The organism is Micromonospora zhanjiangensis (genome assembly GCF_042650605.1).
GTDB classification, from domain to species: Bacteria; Actinomycetota; Actinomycetes; order Mycobacteriales; family Micromonosporaceae; genus Micromonospora_J; species Micromonospora_J zhanjiangensis.
Genome location: NZ_JBHSBN010000010.1, coordinates 164,738 through 183,681 on the forward strand (window position 1 = coordinate 164,738; position 18,944 = coordinate 183,681).

15 protein-coding genes are annotated in these 18,944 nt (G+C 68.7%); 11 read left to right on the forward strand and 4 right to left on the reverse strand.

The features are described from left to right. Positions 1-315: 315 nt before the first annotated feature. The 3 genes from ACFOX0_RS16910 to ACFOX0_RS16920 form a co-directional block, all read right to left on the reverse strand. On the reverse strand, positions 316-954 hold the full coding sequence (locus tag ACFOX0_RS16910; protein WP_377546705.1) for a DUF433 domain-containing protein: 639 nt from the start codon (positions 952-954) through the stop codon (positions 316-318). 182 nt (positions 955-1,136) lie between these two features. Continuing rightward, positions 1,137-2,357 carry a helix-turn-helix domain-containing protein gene (locus ACFOX0_RS16915; RefSeq protein ID WP_377546707.1) on the reverse strand — a complete coding sequence of 407 codons (1,221 nt, stop codon included), beginning with the start codon at positions 2,355-2,357 and terminating at the stop codon, positions 1,137-1,139. Then, on the reverse strand, positions 2,354-2,497 hold the full coding sequence (locus ACFOX0_RS16920; RefSeq protein ID WP_377546710.1) for a hypothetical protein: 144 nt from the start codon (positions 2,495-2,497) through the stop codon (positions 2,354-2,356). Before ACFOX0_RS16920 ends, ACFOX0_RS16915 begins: the two co-directional genes overlap by 4 nt. Before the next feature lie 277 nt (positions 2,498-2,774). Here ACFOX0_RS16920 and ACFOX0_RS16925 point away from each other — a divergent pair, with 277 nt between their 5' ends. The 7 genes from ACFOX0_RS16925 (at position 2,775) to ACFOX0_RS16955 (ending at position 13,181) form a co-directional block, all read left to right on the forward strand. Next, positions 2,775-3,635: a helix-turn-helix domain-containing protein gene (locus tag ACFOX0_RS16925; protein WP_377546713.1), complete on the forward strand. Its 861-nt coding sequence runs from the start codon at positions 2,775-2,777 to the stop codon at positions 3,633-3,635. Continuing rightward, a complete protein-coding gene (locus tag ACFOX0_RS16930; RefSeq protein ID WP_377546715.1) occupies positions 3,613-3,804 on the forward strand; it encodes a DUF397 domain-containing protein in 192 nt (63 codons plus the stop codon). The genes ACFOX0_RS16925 and ACFOX0_RS16930 overlap by 23 nt, the downstream gene beginning before the upstream one ends. Before the next feature lie 480 nt (positions 3,805-4,284). After that, a complete protein-coding gene (locus ACFOX0_RS16935; protein ID WP_377546718.1) occupies positions 4,285-8,346 on the forward strand; it encodes an AAA domain-containing protein in 4,062 nt (1,353 codons plus the stop codon). Next, positions 8,346-9,182, forward strand: a complete 837-nt coding sequence (locus tag ACFOX0_RS16940; protein ID WP_377546720.1) for a hypothetical protein — start codon at positions 8,346-8,348, stop codon at positions 9,180-9,182. The genes ACFOX0_RS16935 and ACFOX0_RS16940 overlap by 1 nt, the downstream gene beginning before the upstream one ends. Positions 9,183-9,262: 80 nt before the next feature. After that, positions 9,263-11,107: a hypothetical protein gene (locus ACFOX0_RS16945; RefSeq protein WP_377546722.1), complete on the forward strand. Its 1,845-nt coding sequence runs from the start codon at positions 9,263-9,265 to the stop codon at positions 11,105-11,107. 143 nt (positions 11,108-11,250) lie between these two features. Continuing rightward, positions 11,251-12,000 (forward strand): cellulose binding domain-containing protein, encoded by a 750-nt coding sequence (locus tag ACFOX0_RS16950; protein WP_377546724.1) that lies wholly within the window; start codon positions 11,251-11,253, stop codon positions 11,998-12,000. 194 nt (positions 12,001-12,194) lie between these two features. After that, a complete protein-coding gene (locus tag ACFOX0_RS16955; protein ID WP_377546726.1) occupies positions 12,195-13,181 on the forward strand; it encodes an aldo/keto reductase in 987 nt (328 codons plus the stop codon). 102 nt (positions 13,182-13,283) lie between these two features. Here ACFOX0_RS16955 and ACFOX0_RS16960 read toward each other — a convergent pair whose 3' ends face one another. After that, a complete protein-coding gene (locus ACFOX0_RS16960; RefSeq protein ID WP_377546729.1) occupies positions 13,284-14,180 on the reverse strand; it encodes a glycosyltransferase in 897 nt (298 codons plus the stop codon). A gap of 361 nt (positions 14,181-14,541) precedes the next feature. Here ACFOX0_RS16960 and ACFOX0_RS16965 point away from each other — a divergent pair, with 361 nt between their 5' ends. The 4 genes from ACFOX0_RS16965 to ACFOX0_RS16980 are packed head-to-tail and all read left to right on the forward strand — an operon-like array spanning position 14,542 to position 18,878. After that, complete coding sequence (locus ACFOX0_RS16965; RefSeq protein ID WP_377546732.1) at positions 14,542-15,486, forward strand: lysylphosphatidylglycerol synthase domain-containing protein; 945 nt, start codon at positions 14,542-14,544, stop codon at positions 15,484-15,486. Beyond that, the gene (locus ACFOX0_RS16970; protein WP_377546735.1) at positions 15,474-16,526 is read left to right on the forward strand and encodes an NAD-dependent epimerase/dehydratase family protein; all 1,053 of its coding nucleotides are present in this window, start codon (positions 15,474-15,476) and stop codon (positions 16,524-16,526) included. The genes ACFOX0_RS16965 and ACFOX0_RS16970 overlap by 13 nt, the downstream gene beginning before the upstream one ends. A gap of 22 nt (positions 16,527-16,548) precedes the next feature. Next, positions 16,549-17,571, forward strand: coding sequence for a UbiA prenyltransferase family protein (locus ACFOX0_RS16975; protein WP_377546738.1), 1,023 nt, complete (start codon positions 16,549-16,551; stop codon positions 17,569-17,571). Further along, on the forward strand, positions 17,568-18,878 hold the full coding sequence (locus ACFOX0_RS16980) for a glycosyltransferase 87 family protein (RefSeq protein ID WP_377546741.1): 1,311 nt from the start codon (positions 17,568-17,570) through the stop codon (positions 18,876-18,878). The genes ACFOX0_RS16975 and ACFOX0_RS16980 overlap by 4 nt, the downstream gene beginning before the upstream one ends. Positions 18,879-18,944 lie beyond the last annotated feature (66 nt).

Consider the following 18,944-nt stretch of genomic DNA (forward strand, 5'->3'; position numbering starts at 1 on the left):
CGTCAGGCCGACGACAACCGTCGCTATCGCGCTCGCGGTTGCCGCGGCACCGGTCCCGACCTGCTGGAAGCGAACATGGTGGAAGCCGTGCTTGCGTATCAACTTGCATTCGTTCTCGTGGTAGAGCTGGTTTAGGTCTGCGGTCACCAGCGCTTCGTACCCTCGAGCGGCCATGTCGGGCAGGAGGTGGACGTCCTTCTTGCGTTTCCAGCCGATCGACTAGACGTGGTCGACGGTGTGACGGGACCTGAACATGTGGCGCAGCGGTTCGATCACAGGCTCTGGCACCTGCTCGTCAAGCAGTATCTTCAATTGTCATGCCGTCCGCTTGTTGGCGTCCCGCCTGTTGTATGTCCGGACGTAGCGGTCGAACTCCACCGCGCCGGTCACGCCCGCTTCGTGGACCGAGGGGTAGAAGTAGCGGATGTCCGCGACTGCCAGGCCGTCCGTCGCAAGGCTCGATATCGTGCTGTAGGGGATGCGGGTGTCCTCAACGACCGGGAAGCCGTGCAGCACGTCCGGGTCGATCTCGATGCCGGCTTTCGGTCTGCGCAGCGGGACGATCCGCGCTCCCGTCCATCCTTCGAACTCCCCGAGCACGTCCTTCATGCTTATGAGCAGGGTCTGGCCCGGTCGGTTGAGGATGTCGACCTGCTCGCCCTCGGTGGCCCAGACGATGGTGCGTCCGTCGCCGAAGAGCCGGTAGTCGGCGAGGTGGTCGACGTCGGTGAGGTCCTGCAGGTTGGCCAGCGCCTTCCGGATTTTCTGTAGCGAGAACTCGGCTCGGAGCGCCGCGACCGTACGGATCGCGATGAGATCCCTGAAGCTGTATTGGATCGGCCTGGTCGAACTCGTCTCGGGGGCCAGAATCGGTGATGCCCCCGACCGCCAGCGGCGAAGTTGGTGGACTGTCACCCCACCGAGCGCTGCTGTCAACGCTTCGGGGTAAGCCACGACCGTCTCCCACCTTCGCTACCGAACCGGTGCTGCCCACCTTACTTTACGTGTGAGCCAAGGTCGCGTTCCGTGTTCGGCGAGTTGCGAGTCCCGCCGAACCCGAAACCGTTGCCCGTGCCCGACCACCTGTGTCATGGTCCCGGCTCGACGTCCCAAGTCGCGGCGACGAAAAAGCGCCGTCACTGTCGCATCAGACCAACGGCGGTGGCGAGGCCGGTGACGTCGGCGAGGGCCGGTCCGGCCCGGAGGACGGCCGCCAGCGCGGTGCGCGCGGCCGGGCGGAGGCGGGTTTCGGCGGGGGCGAGGCGGTCGGCGGTGACCAGGGCGTGGCCGGCGGCACGGTGGTCGCCGACGTTGAGGTACGCGCGGGTGATGTCGATGAGGTGGGCGGCCCGGTGTTCGGCGGGCAGGCGCGGCCAGCGGTCGCTGCCGGTCACCTCAAGGTGGGTGGCGATGGCCCGCTCGTTGTCGCCGAGTTCGAGGGCGACCAGGGCGCGGGCGATCTCCACGACGGTCGGCCCGAACCCGAGTTCGTCGGCGCCGTCGTGGTCGAGCTTGTCCCCGTACCCGTGGGCGAGGTCGGTGGCGCGGACGGTGAGTTCGTGGGCGCTGCTGGCGTCGCCGCAGCCGGCGGCGGCGAGGGCGGCCTGGACGAGCAGGGTGCCGGCCAGGGCGGCCTCGGCCGGCGCGGGCTCGCGCGCCGGCGGCGGCGCGAGACGGTGTACGGCGGTGATGGTGGCGGCCAGCGCCAGGCGGCCTCGGTCCAGGCTGCGGAGCGCCTGGGCGAGGGGGATCACGGCCAGGCCGGTCCGGTGGGGGTCGGACACGGCGGTGCCGATCGCGCGGTCGGCGGCGAGCCAGGCGAGGTCCGGCTCGCCGAGTTTGACCAGTACGTGCGCGGCGAGGCGGTAGACGCGTACCAGTGGGTCGGTGGTGGGTGCGGACCGTGGGGTGCGGCGGGCGGCGGTGAGCAGGTCGGGCAGCAGGCGCAGCACCTGCGGGTGTTGGGCGTGCCGGTAGGCCGCCCAGGCGTAGCCGACCTGGTCGGCGAGTTCCGGTGTGGCCGGTGGTGGCGGTCCGCGGTGGGCGCCGGGTGGGTCGTAGCAGGCCAGGGCCGCTCGTACGCGGTCCACGGCGGCGGCGGTGCCGGTGGCCGGCTCGGGTCGGGGGTCCTGGTCGAGCAGGAGGTCCGGGGTGACGCCGAGGGCTTGCGCGACCAGCTCGATGACCGAGACCCGGTCGAGTCGCCGGACGCCACGTTCGACCTTGTCGACCCAGCTCACCGAGCGGCCGACTCGGTCGGCGAAGACCTGCTGGCTGATGCCGAGCCGGGTCCGTAGTCGGGCCACCCGGCGGCCGATCGGCAGGTCGGCGGCGGCCCGCGTATCGGGGGCGGTCATCGGCGGGTCGTCCGGATCAGGGTGTGGGTGGTCGCGCCGCAGCGCGGGCACCAGCGTGACTTGACCCGGAACGCGAACAGTCCGATCAGGAATCCGGGCACCAGGCCGACCAGCACGGTCAGCGCGACTCGGAGGAGCACGGGCGCTCTCACCTTCTGGCATGGCCGGGGGTCGGGGCGTTGCCGCGCCCACGACCCCCGGCCGGTACCACTGTGCGAGGGAGGTCTGACAAATTTCTGCTGGCGACGCCACCGACGGTGATCGGCACGTCCGGCGCACACGCTGCGGGTTTGCTCGGTGTGCTCCGAACAGAGTCGCGCATCAAGTGATGCAAAACAAGAGAGTGCGCATGATCAATACGAGAGACGCATGTGTTCAGGGGCAGACGAGCCGCCGGGATTGGTGCAGAATCACGACATGCCTCGATTCACGCCAGCGACGCCACGCTCCCGACGGCTCGGCCGGGAGCTGCGCAAGCTCCGCGAAGCCAAAGGACTGACCGGCGAGGAGACCGCGAAGCTTGTTCGTTGCTCGACGTCACGGATTAGCCGGATCGAGTCCGGCGAGATCAAACCGCGGGCCGGCGACGTGATGGAGCTGCTGGTCGCGTACAGCGTGAGCTTCGACGAGGAGCCGGGTCGCGGCCTGTTGAAGCAGGCGCGCGAGCTGCGTGAGGACGGCTGGTGGCAGCGGCTCGGCGGCAAGTACGCGACGTACATCGCCTATGAGATCGAGGCCGTCGAACTCAAAAACTTCGAGCCGATGCTGGTGCCCGGACTGTTGCAGACCGAGCGGTACGCCCGCGAGGTCAACATGGTCGGTCGGGAGACCGACCCGGACACCGTCAAGCAGCGGGTCGCCGCTCGCATGACCCGACAGGAGGTGCTGCACCGGAAGCCGATCCCGCTCCGGATGCACGCCATCCTGTCCGAGGCGTCCGTGCGGACGGAGGTTGGCGGTCCGGACGTCCTCCGTGAGCAGCTCGACCACCTGGTCACATTGAGCCGGCTGCCCAACGTCACGATCCAGGTGCTGCGCTTCGAGGCCGGCGCGCACCTCGCGGACAGCAGCGGCTTCGCCTACATGACCTTCGCGCAGGACGATCCACCGCTCGGCTACGTCGAGACCCTGGCCGGCGAACTGTTCCTTGAGTCAAAGCTCGACCTGGCGAGACTGTCGGCGGCGTACGACAATCTGAAGACACTGGCCATGTCGCCGGCCGAGTCCGTCAAGTTCATCAAGGAGCTGAGCAAGCATGGAGCGCAACGTCTGGCGTAAGTCGAGCCGCTCCGGTAGCAACGGTCAGTGCGTCGAGGTACGCGACCGGGGCACCCAGGTCGACGTCCGCGACTCTAAGGCGCGCACCGTTGAGACGCTGAGCTTCAATCTCACCGCGTGGACTGCCTTTACCAGCCACCTCAAGGCCAGCGGCAGCCGCACGCAGTGAATCGTCCGTGGTTGGCATCTCCGATGCCGGGGATTGTCTGGGTGCTTGGCTCCGCAGTTTGTTCTGCATCGGATCTTCAGCCACCGTCCGTGACACCGACCTGCCCGAGGCGGTTAGCCGCGTGCCGCTAGCCGATGTCCGTGGGCAGCAGGGCCCGCTACTGGCACGGCGCCACCGCCAGCGCTAGCGTCACCGCCAGCGCCTCCGGCGGACGCGATACCGACGCGGTCTTTCACCCCAAACACGGAGGGCGGCCGCAAGATCCCAGACGGCACCGCCTGGTCGTAAAGCGTCGCCCCGGCCGAAACCCACGAGACGCAGCGCGCCGAGCCGTTGGCCCTTGGCTGGTGGCGCGGGCCGCCCTGTTGTCGGAAATCCGACGCACTGCCGAGCGCGCTTGACGCCCTATCCTAAAGGGCTTTACCTCGGGCCCCTGGTCCGGCGGGTCGCTTTGCTCGCGTCGACCGATATGGAGACGGAATGGTGATGATCCAACCGGATGTGCTCAGCCGCGTCCAGCACGCCGCCGGTCAGTGGGCCGACCAACTGATCGACTTCGGCCAACGCAACACACTGCTCTACTTCAAGGACCGGCAGGCCACCACGCTCGACCTCGCCGAGGCCGCCGACGAGGGCATCGCGGATCTCCTTCGCGGGCAGAAGGTCCGGCTGCGGACACTCTTCCCCGATCAAGCGCGCCACGACGCCGCCTGCAAGGCTGCGCGCGCTCTCCGCCGCAAGCTGGTCGAGCTGGAGGAGGAGCAGGGCATCCAGGCTGGTTGGGTGGCTCGGGGCCTGCTCTGCATGGTTGGTCCGTACACCCGTGGTTCCGCACGGATGCCGGCGCTCCGGGCGCCGTTGATCCTGCATCAAATGGCACTGGACAGCCGAACGGCGACGGAGAACGACTTCACGCTGGAACTCTCCGACACTCCGGAGATCAACCCCGTGTTGCTCTACGCCCTGGAGCGACAGTACGGCGTCGAGTCGGACATCGGTGCCCTCGCCGACCAGCTGAACCTGATGCTGGCGGAGACCACCGACCCTGAGCACCAACTGACCGCCGCTTACGAGCTGATAGCCAAGGCGGTTGCCCCGAGTGGGCTGCCGCTCAGACTGGAAGCGGCGCTGAACGCGGGCGTCTTCAGCTTCGACAAGCTGGCGATGGTGAAGGATCTGCGTGACTCTGCCGAGTTGCTGGCGTCCCATCCGGTGGTCGGTGCGATGGCCGGCGACGCGGCCGCCAGACAGCAGTTGCGCGTCGAGCCCGTCTCGGGGGCCAGCTCCAGCGCTGACCGGGTCGACCCGGTCAAGGAGTTCCTGGTCCACGACGCCGACTCGTCCCAGCAGTGCGCCATCGACGCGGTGTTGTCCGGTCGGCACGTGGTCATCGAGGGACCACCCGGCACCGGCAAGAGCCAGACCATCGCGAACATCATCGCGTACATGGCGGCGATGGGTCGCAGCGTACTGTTCGTCTCCGAGAAGCGCGCGGCCATCGAGGCGGTGATGAATCGGCTCGGGGATGTCGGGCTCGACAACCTCGTGTTCGACCTGCACGATCGCAAGATCAATAAGCGCCAGGTCGCCCAGCGCATCGCCGAGGTCCTGACCCAGGCCGGCGCCGAACCGCCGGTGGACGTCGGAGATCTGCACCGGCGTCTGCAGAACCGACGTGGCACGGCACGGCGGCACCCCGCCGAGCTGCACGAGATTCGGCGGCCCTGGGATCTGAGCGCGTTCCAGGTGATCGAGAGACTGCTCGGCCTCCCCTCCTACGACGTCAGCGCCTATAGTCTTCGCGCTTCGAGTCTGCGGAACCTGGACCGGACCGCTGTCGAAGCCGCCCGGGAGGACCTCCGATCATTCGTGGACCGCGACGGTCTACGGATCTGGCGGGGCGAGTCGCCGTGGTCCAGGGCCGCGATCCACAGCCCGGACGACGTGGACAAGGTCCTCGTTCACCTCGATGGCCTGGCCGCCGACGCGTTGCAGGGCGCGCAGCGTCAGATCCGCGAACTGGTCGACCGGGCAGGCCTGGACGTACCCGACGATCTCACCGCATGGACGGATCTCTTCGACCTGCTCGGCGAGGTGGAGCGGAGCATCGCTACCTATGGTGAGCAGGTCTTCGGCCCGGAGCTGGACGACTTCGTCTACGCGACCGCGACTCGGCGCCAACGGCCGCGCCGGCCGGATTCGATCGGGCTGGTCCGCCGGCTGCGGATACGCCGGGATCTGCGACGCACCTGTCCGGCCGCCCCGCGAAAGCGGGCCGAGATGCACCAGGGCCTCGCCGCGGCGGCGAACCAACGTGAACGGTGGCACAAGCTCAGCCGCCAGGACAGTACACCCACCGCCATAGCCGAGGCGGATCTCTGCATGTCGTCCTTCGTCAGGGTGCGTAACCACCTCGCCGCGGTGGCGGCCTGCGCCCGCATCGACGGCCTCGATCGGGGATCGGCCGCCACGGCGGCCAATACCCTTGCCGAGCTGCAGGCCGACCGTCACACCGTGTTTCGGATGCCGGACCTGAATCAGCAGCAGGAACGCTTCCGTGCGCTGGGGCTGGGCCCGATGCTCGACGACCTGGCTGCGCGACACGTCTCGGGTGAGGAGGCCGCGGCGGTCCTACTGTGTGCCTGGCTCCAGGTCGTGCTCGACGAGATGCGCATGAGAGTGCCGCACCTCGGTCAGTTCGTGGGGCAGCAGCACGCCGCTGTGGTCGATGAGTTCCGCGCTGCTGATACCGCGCACATCCAGGCGGCGGCTCGACGCGTACGTCGCAACGTTGCGGTCAACCTGCGCAAGGTCCGGGACGCCCATCCCGAGCAGAACTCCCTCGTCCGGACGCAGGCCGCCAAGAAGACCCGCCACATGCCGTTGCGCAAGCTGGTCAGTGGTGCGCCGGAGGTCCTGCTCGCCGCGTTTCCGTGCTGGGCCATGTCGCCGCTCGTCGTCAGCCGCATCCTTCCAGCCGAGCGGCACTTCGACATGGTCGTCTTCGACGAGGCAAGCCAGATTGAGCCGCACGACGCGGTCACGTCGATCATGCGTGGAACGCAGCTCGTCGTGGCGGGCGACCCGAAGCAGCTTCCGCCCACACCGTTCTTCCGACGGCTGGTCCAACAAACCGCCTCCGCCGAGGACGACGACCTCGGCGACGAGAATCTGGAGGACTACGAGTCCATCCTCGACGTCCTCGGCGGCCTGATCTCCGATCGGCATCGGCTCACTTGGCACTACCGAAGCCGGGACGAACGTCTGATCGCCTTCTCGAACGTCGAGATCTACGACCGGTCGCTGGTCACATTCCCCGGTGTGCAGGTGGACAGCCCGCTCCGCCTGGAGGCGGTGGACGGCCGCGTCACCCCTGGGCAGAGCGGTTCCGCGATCGAGGAGGTCAATCGGGCCGTCGACCTCATCCTCGAACACGCCGAACAGCGGCCGACCGAGAGCTTGGGCGTCATCACCATGGGACAGAAGCACGCCCTGCGGATCGAAGCTGTCCTGCGCAGCCGGCGTCGGGAACACCCAAACCTCGACGACTTCTTCTCGCAGAAGAGTGCCGCCAGCCAGCGCTTCTTCATCAAGAGCCTGGAGAACGTTCAGGGTGACGAGCGTGACGCCATCATTCTGAGCATCGGTTACGCCAAGACTCGGGACGGGCGGCTACCGATGCGGTTCGGGCCGCTGAACCAGGAGGGCGGTGAACGACGGCTCAACGTCGCGGTCACCCGGGCGCGTAGCCGCATGACCGTGGTCAGCGCGTTCTCGCACCACGACATGGACCCGAGCCAGACGGCGGTGTTGCGGAACCGTGGCCCCGAGCTGCTACGCCGCTATCTCGAGTTCGTCGCGCTGGGCGGCGACCTCGGCGACCGGCAGCATGCCAGCATCGAGCTCAACGGCCTCGAGCGCAGCGTGCTGGCCGCCGTAGAGCGGCAAGGCATCAAGGCGGTGCCACAGTGGGGAGTGTCGGGCTACCGGATCGATCTGGCGCTCGCCCACCCGGACCAGCCCGGACGCATGGTGCTCGCCGTCGAGACGGACGGCCACTCGTACCACCAGGCGCACAGTGCCCGGGATCGAGACCGGCTGCGTCAGGAGCACCTGGAACGGCTCGGCTGGCAGTTCCACCGGATCTGGTCGACCGACTGGTATGTGGATCCGGCGGGCGAGACGGCCAGGCTCGTCACCCGCTGGCAGCAGGCGGTTGACCGCGCGAACCATGCTGCTGCCGAGAGCCGGTCCGCACCAGCGGCACCGCGGCAGGCAGCTCCCCCGGAACCGGCGCCGACCGACCGCCGTGGTCCGCGGCCGCGCATACCGCTCGGGCTGCGCATCACCGAGTACAGCCGGGACCAACTGGTGCGGTTCTGTACCTGGCTGGTAAGCGACCAACTCCAGCGTGATCGGGACGAGCGCCTGCAGGAAGCCATGACCGAACTCGGGTTCCGCAAGCGGGGATCGGTCATCGTCCAGCGTCTGAACGAAGCACTCGACATCGCGCAGCAGCGCGTCGACCGGGAGGTGTCCTGATGGTTTCCCTCGATTCACTCACCCTGGAGCGGGTGGCGCGCCTGATCTGCGACGTCGACGGACCGTACGAGCGGACCGGAAACCAGGTCGAGCGGTTCCTGCACCGGGTCCGGTGGCCCGGCGACCCGCAGTACGACGGATCCCCGAGAGTGCCGTGGCTCACCGAGACGCTGTGCGCGCACGCCGATGACGCCGCCGCGGTCGACCGGCTGCTGTGCCGCATCTGCGACCCGCTCGAGTACGACGGCGGCATCGAGACGGCGGACCCCATCGCGCAGGAGCTGAATCGCATCCTGGCACCCGAGCGGCTCACTGTCGCCTACGTCGGCGGTCGGCCAGTGCTGGGTCAACTCGATCAGCCCGGCGACGCTCCCTCATACGGGCCCCCACCGGATCTGCACGAGCGGGTTCGCCGGCTCGCCGCAGACACCGATACCGTGAACATCCTGATGGCCCGCGCCGACGAGGCATCGATCTGTCAACGCAACGGCGCATACGCCTTGGCGATCATCGGCATTGGCAGCTTCGTTGAAGGGCTGCTGCATACCTTCGTCACTCAGCGCGACGAGGACGTGCGAAACAACGGCATTGTCGGCCGCAACGGTCGTAGGGTCACTGCCGACCGCGCCGGGTTGGACCTCCTCCTGGTCCACGCACATCGGCGAAAGTGGGTCCAGACCGATGCCAAGGACTTCATGGACAAGGTCCGGGACTACCGCAATTTCGTTCATCCGAGGCACCAGATCAGGCACGGGCTCGTACCCGACCTGGACACTGTTCGGATGTGCTGGGCGCCGGTCCACGCCCTCCTCAACGACCTGGAATCCGCGTCCTGAGCGCAGATCAACTCCTATTTACCTGGCTGGAACGCGAGGCGCTGAGCTGAGCGCCTCGCGCAGGACCCTCGGGACGGACGATGCTGGGCTTCAGATCGATTTTTGCCACGCACTACGAACGGAACCATCTACTGCCGCTGGTCCGGGAACAGTTCGATCGATGGATCGCGGGGCCCAAGGCATGGGACCCCACTGCACTACGCGAGAACCGCTGGGTGGCCATTGGTGACAGCGCTCGGGCACTGCTGCTGCGGCACGAAGGTCAGGACGGCTCGATGTCGACCCGGGTGCGCATCGTCGAGACCAAGCCAGACGGCCAGTGGATTACGCAGTTGACCACGCACGTGCCCAGAGTCAAGGAGCGTAAGGCGTGGGCCTGGGTCGACATCGAGTCTCCTGACCCGGAAGACGAGGCGTCAGGTGGCCGACCACGCCTCGCCGGTACTCCCCGCTTTCTCGCACCGATTCTCGATGTCATCGACGCCTGGGACGGATCCGCGCGCCTGACCACCCGTCCGCTGATTATCCGCGGGGGCGAGGTCGACGAGGTCTACCAGGCATTACTTGACGTTGAGCGGCGAGGTGTCGTCTTCGTCGCCGGCAGTGACGACTCATTGCCGATGGGCCCGTGGGTTGACCTCATCGCGAAGCTGACCCGGTTCACCAAGGGTATGGGCTCGTGTTACGTGCTTGACGGTGAAGCCACCCGGCTGCTGAACGACCGACTCGGTAATACCCACGCTGTTCTACCGGGTCGGCTGCGGACCTACCGCTCGCAGGTTCAGCCGGATTCGGTCGTCGATGGCCTGCGCCACCGGGTGCTGAGTACCGAACGGATCCTCGATGATGCCGAACACGATCGGCTGGCCCGGGTTCTCGCCGCCAACGCCCAACTCCAGTCCCTCGAACAGCCCTTGCAGGCGCAGGTGGCGAGGGTGCACCGAATGCTGGAGCGCATCGCCGACGACATGTTAGTACATCGTCTTGGTGACTCCACCCGTCAAGCGGTATCGGTGGTCCCGACGCCCCGCCAGGCGCTGGCGGTCGAGGCGCGGCGGAGTGGACAGCACCAACAGGATGCGGCATCGCAGCAGGGAATGCTGCTTGAATACCTAAAAATCAAGGTCGGAATCAACGATCTGACCGCCGATAGGATCGACGAGCTCGCCCGCTGGGCGGAGATTGGAAAGGTATCCCAGGAGACTCAGGAAGACATCGCATCTCGCCTGGCGCAACTTCAGGCAGAGCTGGATGACACGCAGAAGGCCCACAGAGAAGCCATCCAGCAGCTGGAGGACGAGCAGCTCGACAACCGCGAGACGTTCGACCGGCTCACGCAATCCGAGGAAACCGTACGGGCGCTGCGCAGCCGCCTCGCTTCGACAGGGCAGCCGGCGGTGGCCTGGACGACCCAACCTGCCGAGGAGGATGTTTCCCGTCCGGACAGCTTCGGCGAGTTGCTCCGTTGGCTGCCCAGACTCGCGCATGTCGAATTTACTGGTGACCCTGACCATGCGGTGGATCTGGACAGCAGAGACACCCTGGGAGCTTGGGCGTCGAAGGCGTGGAATGCCTTGCTGGTGTTGCAGGATTACGCGAGCATGAAAGCCGAGGGGCGCTGTGATCGTGACGTACAGGGCTTTCTTCAGAACACTCCCGATGGAGCCCATGGGTGGCCGGCGAGACGACACGCCCGTGACGAGAGCGAGGAGGTGCGAACCAATCCGGTCTTCCGGCGTGCCCGCGTGCTACCCGTACCCGCTTCGGTCGATCCTGCTGGATGCATCTTCATGGGCGCACATTTCAAGATCGCTACCTTCGCGATGATTAGTCCTCGGCTTCATTACTACGACGACACAACCAAGAGTGGCCGGATCTACGTCGGCTACCTCGGCCGCCACTTGCCAACCGGGCAGACGAACTGACACCGTCACATCTGCCCTGCGCATCCGTCTGGCGTGTGCATGACACGGTAGGTGTTCTCGGTGGCGCATGGCGGGCTACCGCAAGGGCTGGGCCAACATCCTCGGCATTGACACACTTCTATTGATCTGCGTCTACTTGGATCATGCGTAGGATTCTCCTGGCGGCCCTGGCGTGTCTGTGTGCCGCCGCACCAGCCGTGATCGACGGTGGCACCGCCCGAGCGGCGACCGCCGACTGCGCCGGCACCGTCGAGGTGACCGCGCCGACGTTCGACCGGCAGTCGGTGGCTCCCGGGCAGAGCTTCACCGCCACCGCGGCCATCACCAACTGCACCGACCAGCCGCAGCAGGTGTCCGGCTACTGGCGGGCCCAGTCCGTCATGCCGCCCGGCGCCCCGTACACCTTCTGCACCGGCAACGACCCGTTCCCGCTGAACGCGCAGCTCGCGCCCGGCGGCACGTACGTCACCAGCATGCGGTGGGACATCGCCAACCCGCAGTGCGCGGCCACCGCGATCCGGGCGAGCGTCGTCCTGTACGCCCCCTCGGTGACCCGGAGCGCGGACATCCCGGTCACCGGCGCCGGTGGTCCTCGGTCGTGCGTGGCGAGCTACCGAACCCTGAACGAGGCGCCGACGGGGTTCGTGGCCGAGGTGACGGTGGCCAACCCGACCGCCGCGCCGGTCAACGGCTGGTCGGTCGTCTTCACGTATCCCGGCGACCAGCGGATCACCGCGTCCTGGAACGCGGTCGTCCAGCAGGACGGCCAGGTGGTCACCGCCACCAACGCGTCGTGGAACGCCACCATCCCGCCCGGCGGCAGCGTCACGTACGGCCTCTACGGCAACTGGCGGCGCAGCGACGCCCCGCCGACGACCCTCACCTGCCGGTGAGGGTGCGGCCCGGCGGTTCAGGGTCTTGCATTCTCGGCGGTGGCGCGGGGCACCTCTCCCGATATTTGGAAAATCATTCGCGTCGAATTTCCTCACCGGTAAGCCGATGGCCCCGCTGCCGTGAGCAATCTGACCCGCCGGACCACAGTGGACCACCAGACCCGGTGGACAAATCTCAATGCATAATGGTGGCCATGGAGAACCGGAAGAGTCTCGGTAAAAGTGGCATCGATGTGAGTGCTCTCGGCGTGGGCTGCTGGGCCATCGGCGGTCCGTTCTGGGCTGGTGAGCAGCCGCTCGGCTGGGGAGAGGTGGACGACGCGGAATCCACGCGGGCCGTCCACCGGGCGATCGACCTGGGGGTCAATTACTTCGACACCGCGGATGTCTACGGCGCCGGGCACGGCGAGCGGGTGCTCGGAGCGGCGCTCGGTTCCCGTCGCGATCAGGTCGTCATCTCCACCAAGTGGGGCAACACCTTCGACGAGCAGAGTCGCCAGATGGGGGCGGAGGACGGCTCGCCGGAGTACGTCGGCCGGGCGGTACGCGAATCCCTCCGGCGGCTCGGCACCGAATACATCGACCTCTACCTGCTCCACCTCAACGATCTGCCGGTGCCGCGGGCCCTCGACCTGATCCCGGCGCTGGAGGACCTCGTCACCGCCGGCTTGATCCGGTCGTACGGATGGAGCACCGACTTTCCCGAGCGGGCCCGCGCGTTCGCGGAGGCGGGCGAGCACTGCACCGCCATCCAGTTCGACTTCTCGGTCCTGCGCGGAAACGCCGAGATTCTGGACGTCTGCGAGAAGCACGACCTGGCGGCCATCAGCCGGGGTCCGCTGGCCATGGGCCTGCTGACCGGCAAGTACACCGGATCGTCCCACCTCGCCGAGGACGACATCCGAGGGCTGACCCCCGACTGGATGACCTTCTTCCAGGACGGCAAGCCGGTGCCGGAGTGGCTCGACCGGGTGGCCGCCGTCCGTGCGGTGCTGACCGCGAACGGCCGCACCCTCGCGCAGGGAGCGCTGGGCTGGTTGTGGGCCCGCAGCCCGAGGATCACGCCCATTCCCGGCTGCCGCACCCCGGCACAGGTGGAGGAGAACGCCGGCGCGCTGCGCACCGGTCCCCTGTCGCCGACGGAGCTGGCCGAGGTGGAGCGACTGCTCGGTCGCGGCTGACCGTGCGGCGGCCGGTGCGGCGGTCCCGGCCCGCCCCACCGGCCGCCGCGACCCAGCTCCTCCGGGCTCCACCTCGGCTCGACCGCCCTGGTGAAACCCGCTCTAGCCGCGCGCCCCGGTGGACGGTCCGGAGAGGGCCGCCGCCGGCTCCGGGCCGCCCGCGCCCACCCGCTCCGGGCCGCCCGCGCCCACCCGCTCCGGGCCGTCCGCGCCCACCCGCTCCGGGCCGTCCGCGCCCATCCGGTCCGGTTCGGCGACCGGCATCGCCCGTAGCGTCAGCCAGGTGCGGTACAGCTCGCGCGCGACACCGGCGGACGAACGGCCGACCGAGAACGTCGACCCGGGAACGTCCCGCCAGATGACCGGGATCTCGCGGATGCTGGCGCCCAGCGCGAGGCACCGGGCCAGCAGTTCCACGTCGAAGGCGAAACCGGTGGAGGTGAGATCCCGGGCGACCCGCCGAGCGAGGTCTCCGTCGAAGAACTTGAATCCGCACTGCGTGTCGGTGGCGCCGGGCACCATGATCCGCGCGAGCCGGCGAAACACCTGCGACCCGAACGACCGCACCAGCCCGTGTCGTACCTCGAGCACCGACGCGGGCAGGTTTCGCGAGCCGACCACCACTTGCTCGCCCCTGCCCAACAGGTAGACGACGTAACCGAGAACGTCGAGGCCGGTGGCCATGTCCGTGTCGCAGAAGCCCACCATCGGCGCCGAGGTGTCCAGCAGGCCCGCCCGTACCGCGGCGCCCTTGCCCTTGACCGGGCAACGCAACAGCCGTACGGGCACCGGACCGGACGGGCACCGGGCGACCACCTCGGCGGTCCCGTCGGTGCTGGCGTTGTCCACGACGATGACCCTCGCGTCGACCGACATCCGCGCCAGGTGAGCGCGCAACGTAGCGAGCCCACCGGGCAGCCGCCGTTCCTCGTTGTGGGCCGGTACCACGATCTCCAGCGTGGGCGGCGGGCCGAGGCCGCCGCCCGCAGGCTGACGCATGCGGTTCTCCTCTCCCGAGACGACCCGATACCGCCAGGACACCGTCCGGCACGGTGCGAGCCGCACTGAGCTGGCCGCATCGACCATGCGTAGCGCCGGTTGCGCGGAACTATGGCCGGACTTTCACGGCGTTGGCGGTCAGTTGCCGCCGTGGCGCGACATCGGATCGGGGTGGAGCGGGTCGAGCGACCTGCCCGCCCGGAAACCGCACCGTGAGCAGCGTCGAAAGCGCCGACATACCAGCCGTAAAGCGATGCCCGCCAAGCTCGTCTCGGCTTTCCGGCGGCAGGCGGCCGCCGCACCGAGGTGGAGGTGGGGCGTGACGGTTACCCGAAGACAGGTGGTTCGGCAGGCGCTCGGCGTGACATTCACCGTCGCGATGCTCGTGGGCGTCGTCGTGGCGCTCAGATCCGAGGACTGGGAGACGGTCGGGGCCACCCTCCTGCACGGCGCGGCCGTGCCCTGGGTCGTCGCGGCGTTCCTGGCCAACCTCGCCGGGCTCGGGCTGGCGCTTGCCTCCTGGCATGTGTTGATCACCGATGACGGTGATCGCGTCGAACTGCCGTTGAGCGGCACGATGTTCGCCGCCGGGCTTCTCGGCAAGTACATCCCGGGTCGGGTCTGGGGGGTGCTGGCACAGATCCAGCTCGGCCGCGTCGCGGGCCTGAGCCCGGCCCGGATCGGAAGTTGCTACGTGGCCAGTCTCGCCGTCTCGCTGCTTGCCGGAACCACGGTCGGGCTGCTCGCGGCGCCCGCCGTGCTGCATCGGCAGGGCCACTGGTTGCTGGTGCCGGCGTTGCTCTGCCTCGCCTGGTTCATCTGGCCGCAGGGCGTCAACCGGCTGGCCCTCCTGGCGACCAGGGTGCTACGTAGCCCGGGACAGCCGGCCACTGTGTCCGCCGGCGGCTACCGGCGGTCGCTGGCTCTCTCGACGGCGTCCTGGCTCGTCTCCGGCCTGCACCTGTGGTTCTTGGCGCTGCTGTTCGGCGCGCCGGCGGCGCGGTCGTTGGCTGTCTGCGTCGGCGGCTTCGCGCTGGCGATGGTGCTGGGCAGCGTGGCGATCGTCGTGCCGGACGGTTGGGGCATCCGGGAACTGGTCCTGACCGTTCCGCTGGCCACCCTGCTGCCGGTGCCGACGGCGATCGCGATAGCCCTGGCCAGCCGTGCGGTGATCGTCGTCAGCGAGCTGGCCGGCGCCGGCGCCATGTACATCACCCACCGGGCGCGTCGCCGCGCCGCCGTACCGGACACGAGCCGACCTGACATGAGTCGATCTGAGGAGGAGGTGGAGGCGTGGACGCGCTGAGAACCAGGCGGGTCCTGGTGACCGGGAGCGCCGGAATGCTCGGCAGCCACCTGGTCCGTCGCCTGACGCGAGAAGGCCACGAGGTGCTGGGCCTGGACGTTCGTCCCGGGACGGAGGCGAACGGTCCGGTCCGGCAGGTCTCCGGCGATATCCGGGACACCGCGCTGCTGACCGGCCTGACGGCCAAAGTGGACGCCGTGGTCCACTGCGCCGGGGCGCTCCCCAGCTACCCCGCCGAACAGATTCGCGCGATCGTGGTGGAGGGCACTCGCAGCGTGCTGGAGGCGGCCCACCGAAGCGCCGTGCCGCGTGTCGTGCACATCTCGTCGACGGCGGTGTACGGGCTGCCGGACCTGGTTCCCACGCCCGAGGAGTATCCGTTCCGCCCGGTGGACGAGTACAGCGCCGCCAAGGGTAACGCCGAACGGATCTGCGAGGAGTACCGACAGCGCGGTCTGCCGCTGACCGTCCTGAGGCCGAAGACGTTCCTCGGTCCGGGCCGGCTCGGCCTGTTCGCCATGTTGTGCGAGTGGGCGGACGAAGGGCGCAACTTCCCGGTGCTGGGGCGGGGTGACGTCCGTATCCAGATGCTGGACATCGAGGATCTGCTGGACGCCGTCGAACTCGTCCTGGACGCGCCGCCGGAGATCGCCGACGGCACCTTCAACATCGCGGCGGAGCGGGTCTCGACGATGCGGGAGAACCTGCAGTGTGTGTTGGACGCGGCCGGGCACGGCAAGCGGGTGGTGTCGATCCCCGGCCGGCCCGCCGTGGCCGCGCTGCGGGCGATGGCGCGTCTGGGTGTCTCGCCGGTGTACGACCGGCTGCTGTACAAGCTGCTGGCCGACTCGTACGTCAGCATCGAACGCGCCCAGAAGATCCTCGGATTCCAGCCCCGCTTCTCCGGCCAGGACACCATTCTGCGCACCTATCGATGGTGGCGGGAGCAGAAGCGGGGAGTCCGCGTTCCGGCGGGCGGGCGTACCTCCGGCGAACCGTGGCGGCAGGGAGTTCTCGCCCTGGCCAAGGCCCTGTTCTGACGTCGTACCGTAGGAGAGGGACATGCAAGCCGAAACCACCGCGGTCGATTCCGCGCTCCCTGACCTCGCCACGAATGATCGTTCCGCCGGAACGACGGCCACGGCGCCGAGCGCGCGGCGCGCCCGGGACCTCGTCGTCGATCTGGGGACACTGCTGCGACCCGGGCAGTGGCCCAAGACGTTGCTCGTCGTCCCGCTTCCCCTCATCGGGGCGGCGGGGTGGACCCTCGCCGGGGTCGGGCGGGTCGTCGCCGCGGTCGTCGCGTTCCTGATCGCCTCCGGCCTGGTGTACGTCGTCAACGACATCACCGACCGGCACCGTGATCGTCAGCACCCCGGTAAGCGTGGGCGGCCGATCGCCAGTGGTCGGGTGCCCGTCGGCCTGGCGTGGGCATACGCGGTCGTGCTCGCGGCCGTGCTGGCCGCTCTGATCGCCGGCTGGCCGCTGGACCGGAGCTGGCCCGTCCTGCTGTACCTGGCGTTGAACCTGGCCTACAGTCGCGGACTCAAACACGTGCCGCTGCTCGACGTGTTCATCGTCAGTACCGGCTTCCTGCTGCGGCTGGCCGCCGGCTACGTCGCGCTCGGCGACCTGGTGTCACGCTGGCTGCTGGTCGCGGTCCTCGCGCTCTGCCTGATGTTGAGTCTCGGCAAACGTCGCAGCGAACTGCTGACGACCAGTGCTGCGCACCGGCCGGCGCTGGCGGGCTACTCCGTCTCGTTCGTCGACCAGTTGCTCCTGCTCAACGCGGCACTCACCTTCATGTCGTACGCGCTGTACCTGGCGGAGGCCCCGCAGGAGCACGGCGGCGTGCGGATCATGCTGCTGTCGCTGCCGATCGCGCTCTTCGCCCTGTGCCGCTACCTGCAGGCGGTGCTGATGCACCGGGGCGGCGCGGATCCCGTCCGGACCCTGTTCCGCGACCGGGCGTTGGTGGCCTGCTTCCTGCTCTGGGCCGTACTGATCGCCGCCGACCTGTGGCAGCTGCACCTCTCCGGCGGTCACCTGGTCGCCGGGCCCGCCTGGCCGGGGTGGTCGCGATGACGACGGAACGTACGGCGTCGCCGGCAACGCGTCGCCCCGACCCCGCCACGCCCGGGTCGACGCCCGTCGAGGCGGACCGTCGGATGCTGCTCGCGGCCGTCTGCCTGGCGCTGCTCGTCGGACTCTGCGCCGCCGGCATCAGGGCGGCGACCGGGAGCTTCTGGATCGACCTGGAGGTCTACCGCGACGCGGCGGTGGCCGTCCTGCACGGCCGGTCGCCGTACGAGTTCGTCAACCACAACGGACTGATGTACAACTACACGCCGTTCGCCGCCCTGCTGCTGAGTCCGCTCGGGCTCGCCGGCGTCACCGTCGACATCCTGTGGTGGACCGTCGCGTCGATGCTGGCCCTGGAGGCGAGCGTCTGGATCGTGCTGAGGTATCTCGGCACCGCGCCCCGGAATCTGGCCCGCCGCACGCTCGTGCTGACCGCGGTGTCCGTTCCGATGCTCCCGATCCTGCACAGCCTCGAACTTGGCCAGATCAACATCATGCTGATGCTGCTCGTACTCGTCGATCTGCTTCGCCGCCCCGGCGCCGGTGACGGTCGGTGGCAGGGCGTCGCGTTGGGCATCGCGGCCGGCATCAAGCTGACCCCGTTGATCTTCGTGCCCTATCTCCTGCTGACCGGTCGGGTACGGGCGGCGCTGACCGCGGTCGCCGCCTTCGCCGGCACCGTGGCGCTGGGATCGGCCGTCCTGCCCGGGCCGACGATCGCCTACTGGTTCCGCGGCGGAGTGACCGACAGCGGTCGGCTGAGTCCGCCGGACACGGAGATCTACAACCAGTCGCTGCGGGGCGCGCTGGTCCGGCTGTCCAGTTCCGGTGCCGAGGTGCCCGGCTGGGTGTGGCCGGCCCTGGCGGTGGTCGCCGGTGCCTGCGCGTTGGCGATCGCGGTGGTGGCCGGTCGCCGTGGCGATCACCTGGCCGGAGGGCTGGCCTGTGCGGTGGCCGCACTGCTCGTCTCGCCGATCTCATGGCACACCCACTGGGTCTGGTGCGTACCGGTCGTGATGCTGCTGGGACACCGGGCGTGGCGGACCGGCAGCCGGGGTGCGGCCGTCCTGACGGCGTTGGTGTGGCTGGTCTTCACCGGTTCCGGCGCATGGGTGGTGGTCGAGCTGGCCGGCGCCCTGCCGGGCCTGGACTTCCGCTCCTGGCACGTACTGGTCTGGAGCAACCTCTATCTGATCCTCGCGCCGCTGTTGCTCGTGCTGCTGGCGCGCCGGGACGCCGAACCCCGCGGTATCGCCCCGGCACCGCGGTCGCCGACCGGCCCGGAGACGGTCGCCGTCGGCAACCGATGAACACCCGTCCATCGAAGATCTCGTCAGAAGGGCACTGCCATGTCGGATCTGATCACCGTTGAGGAC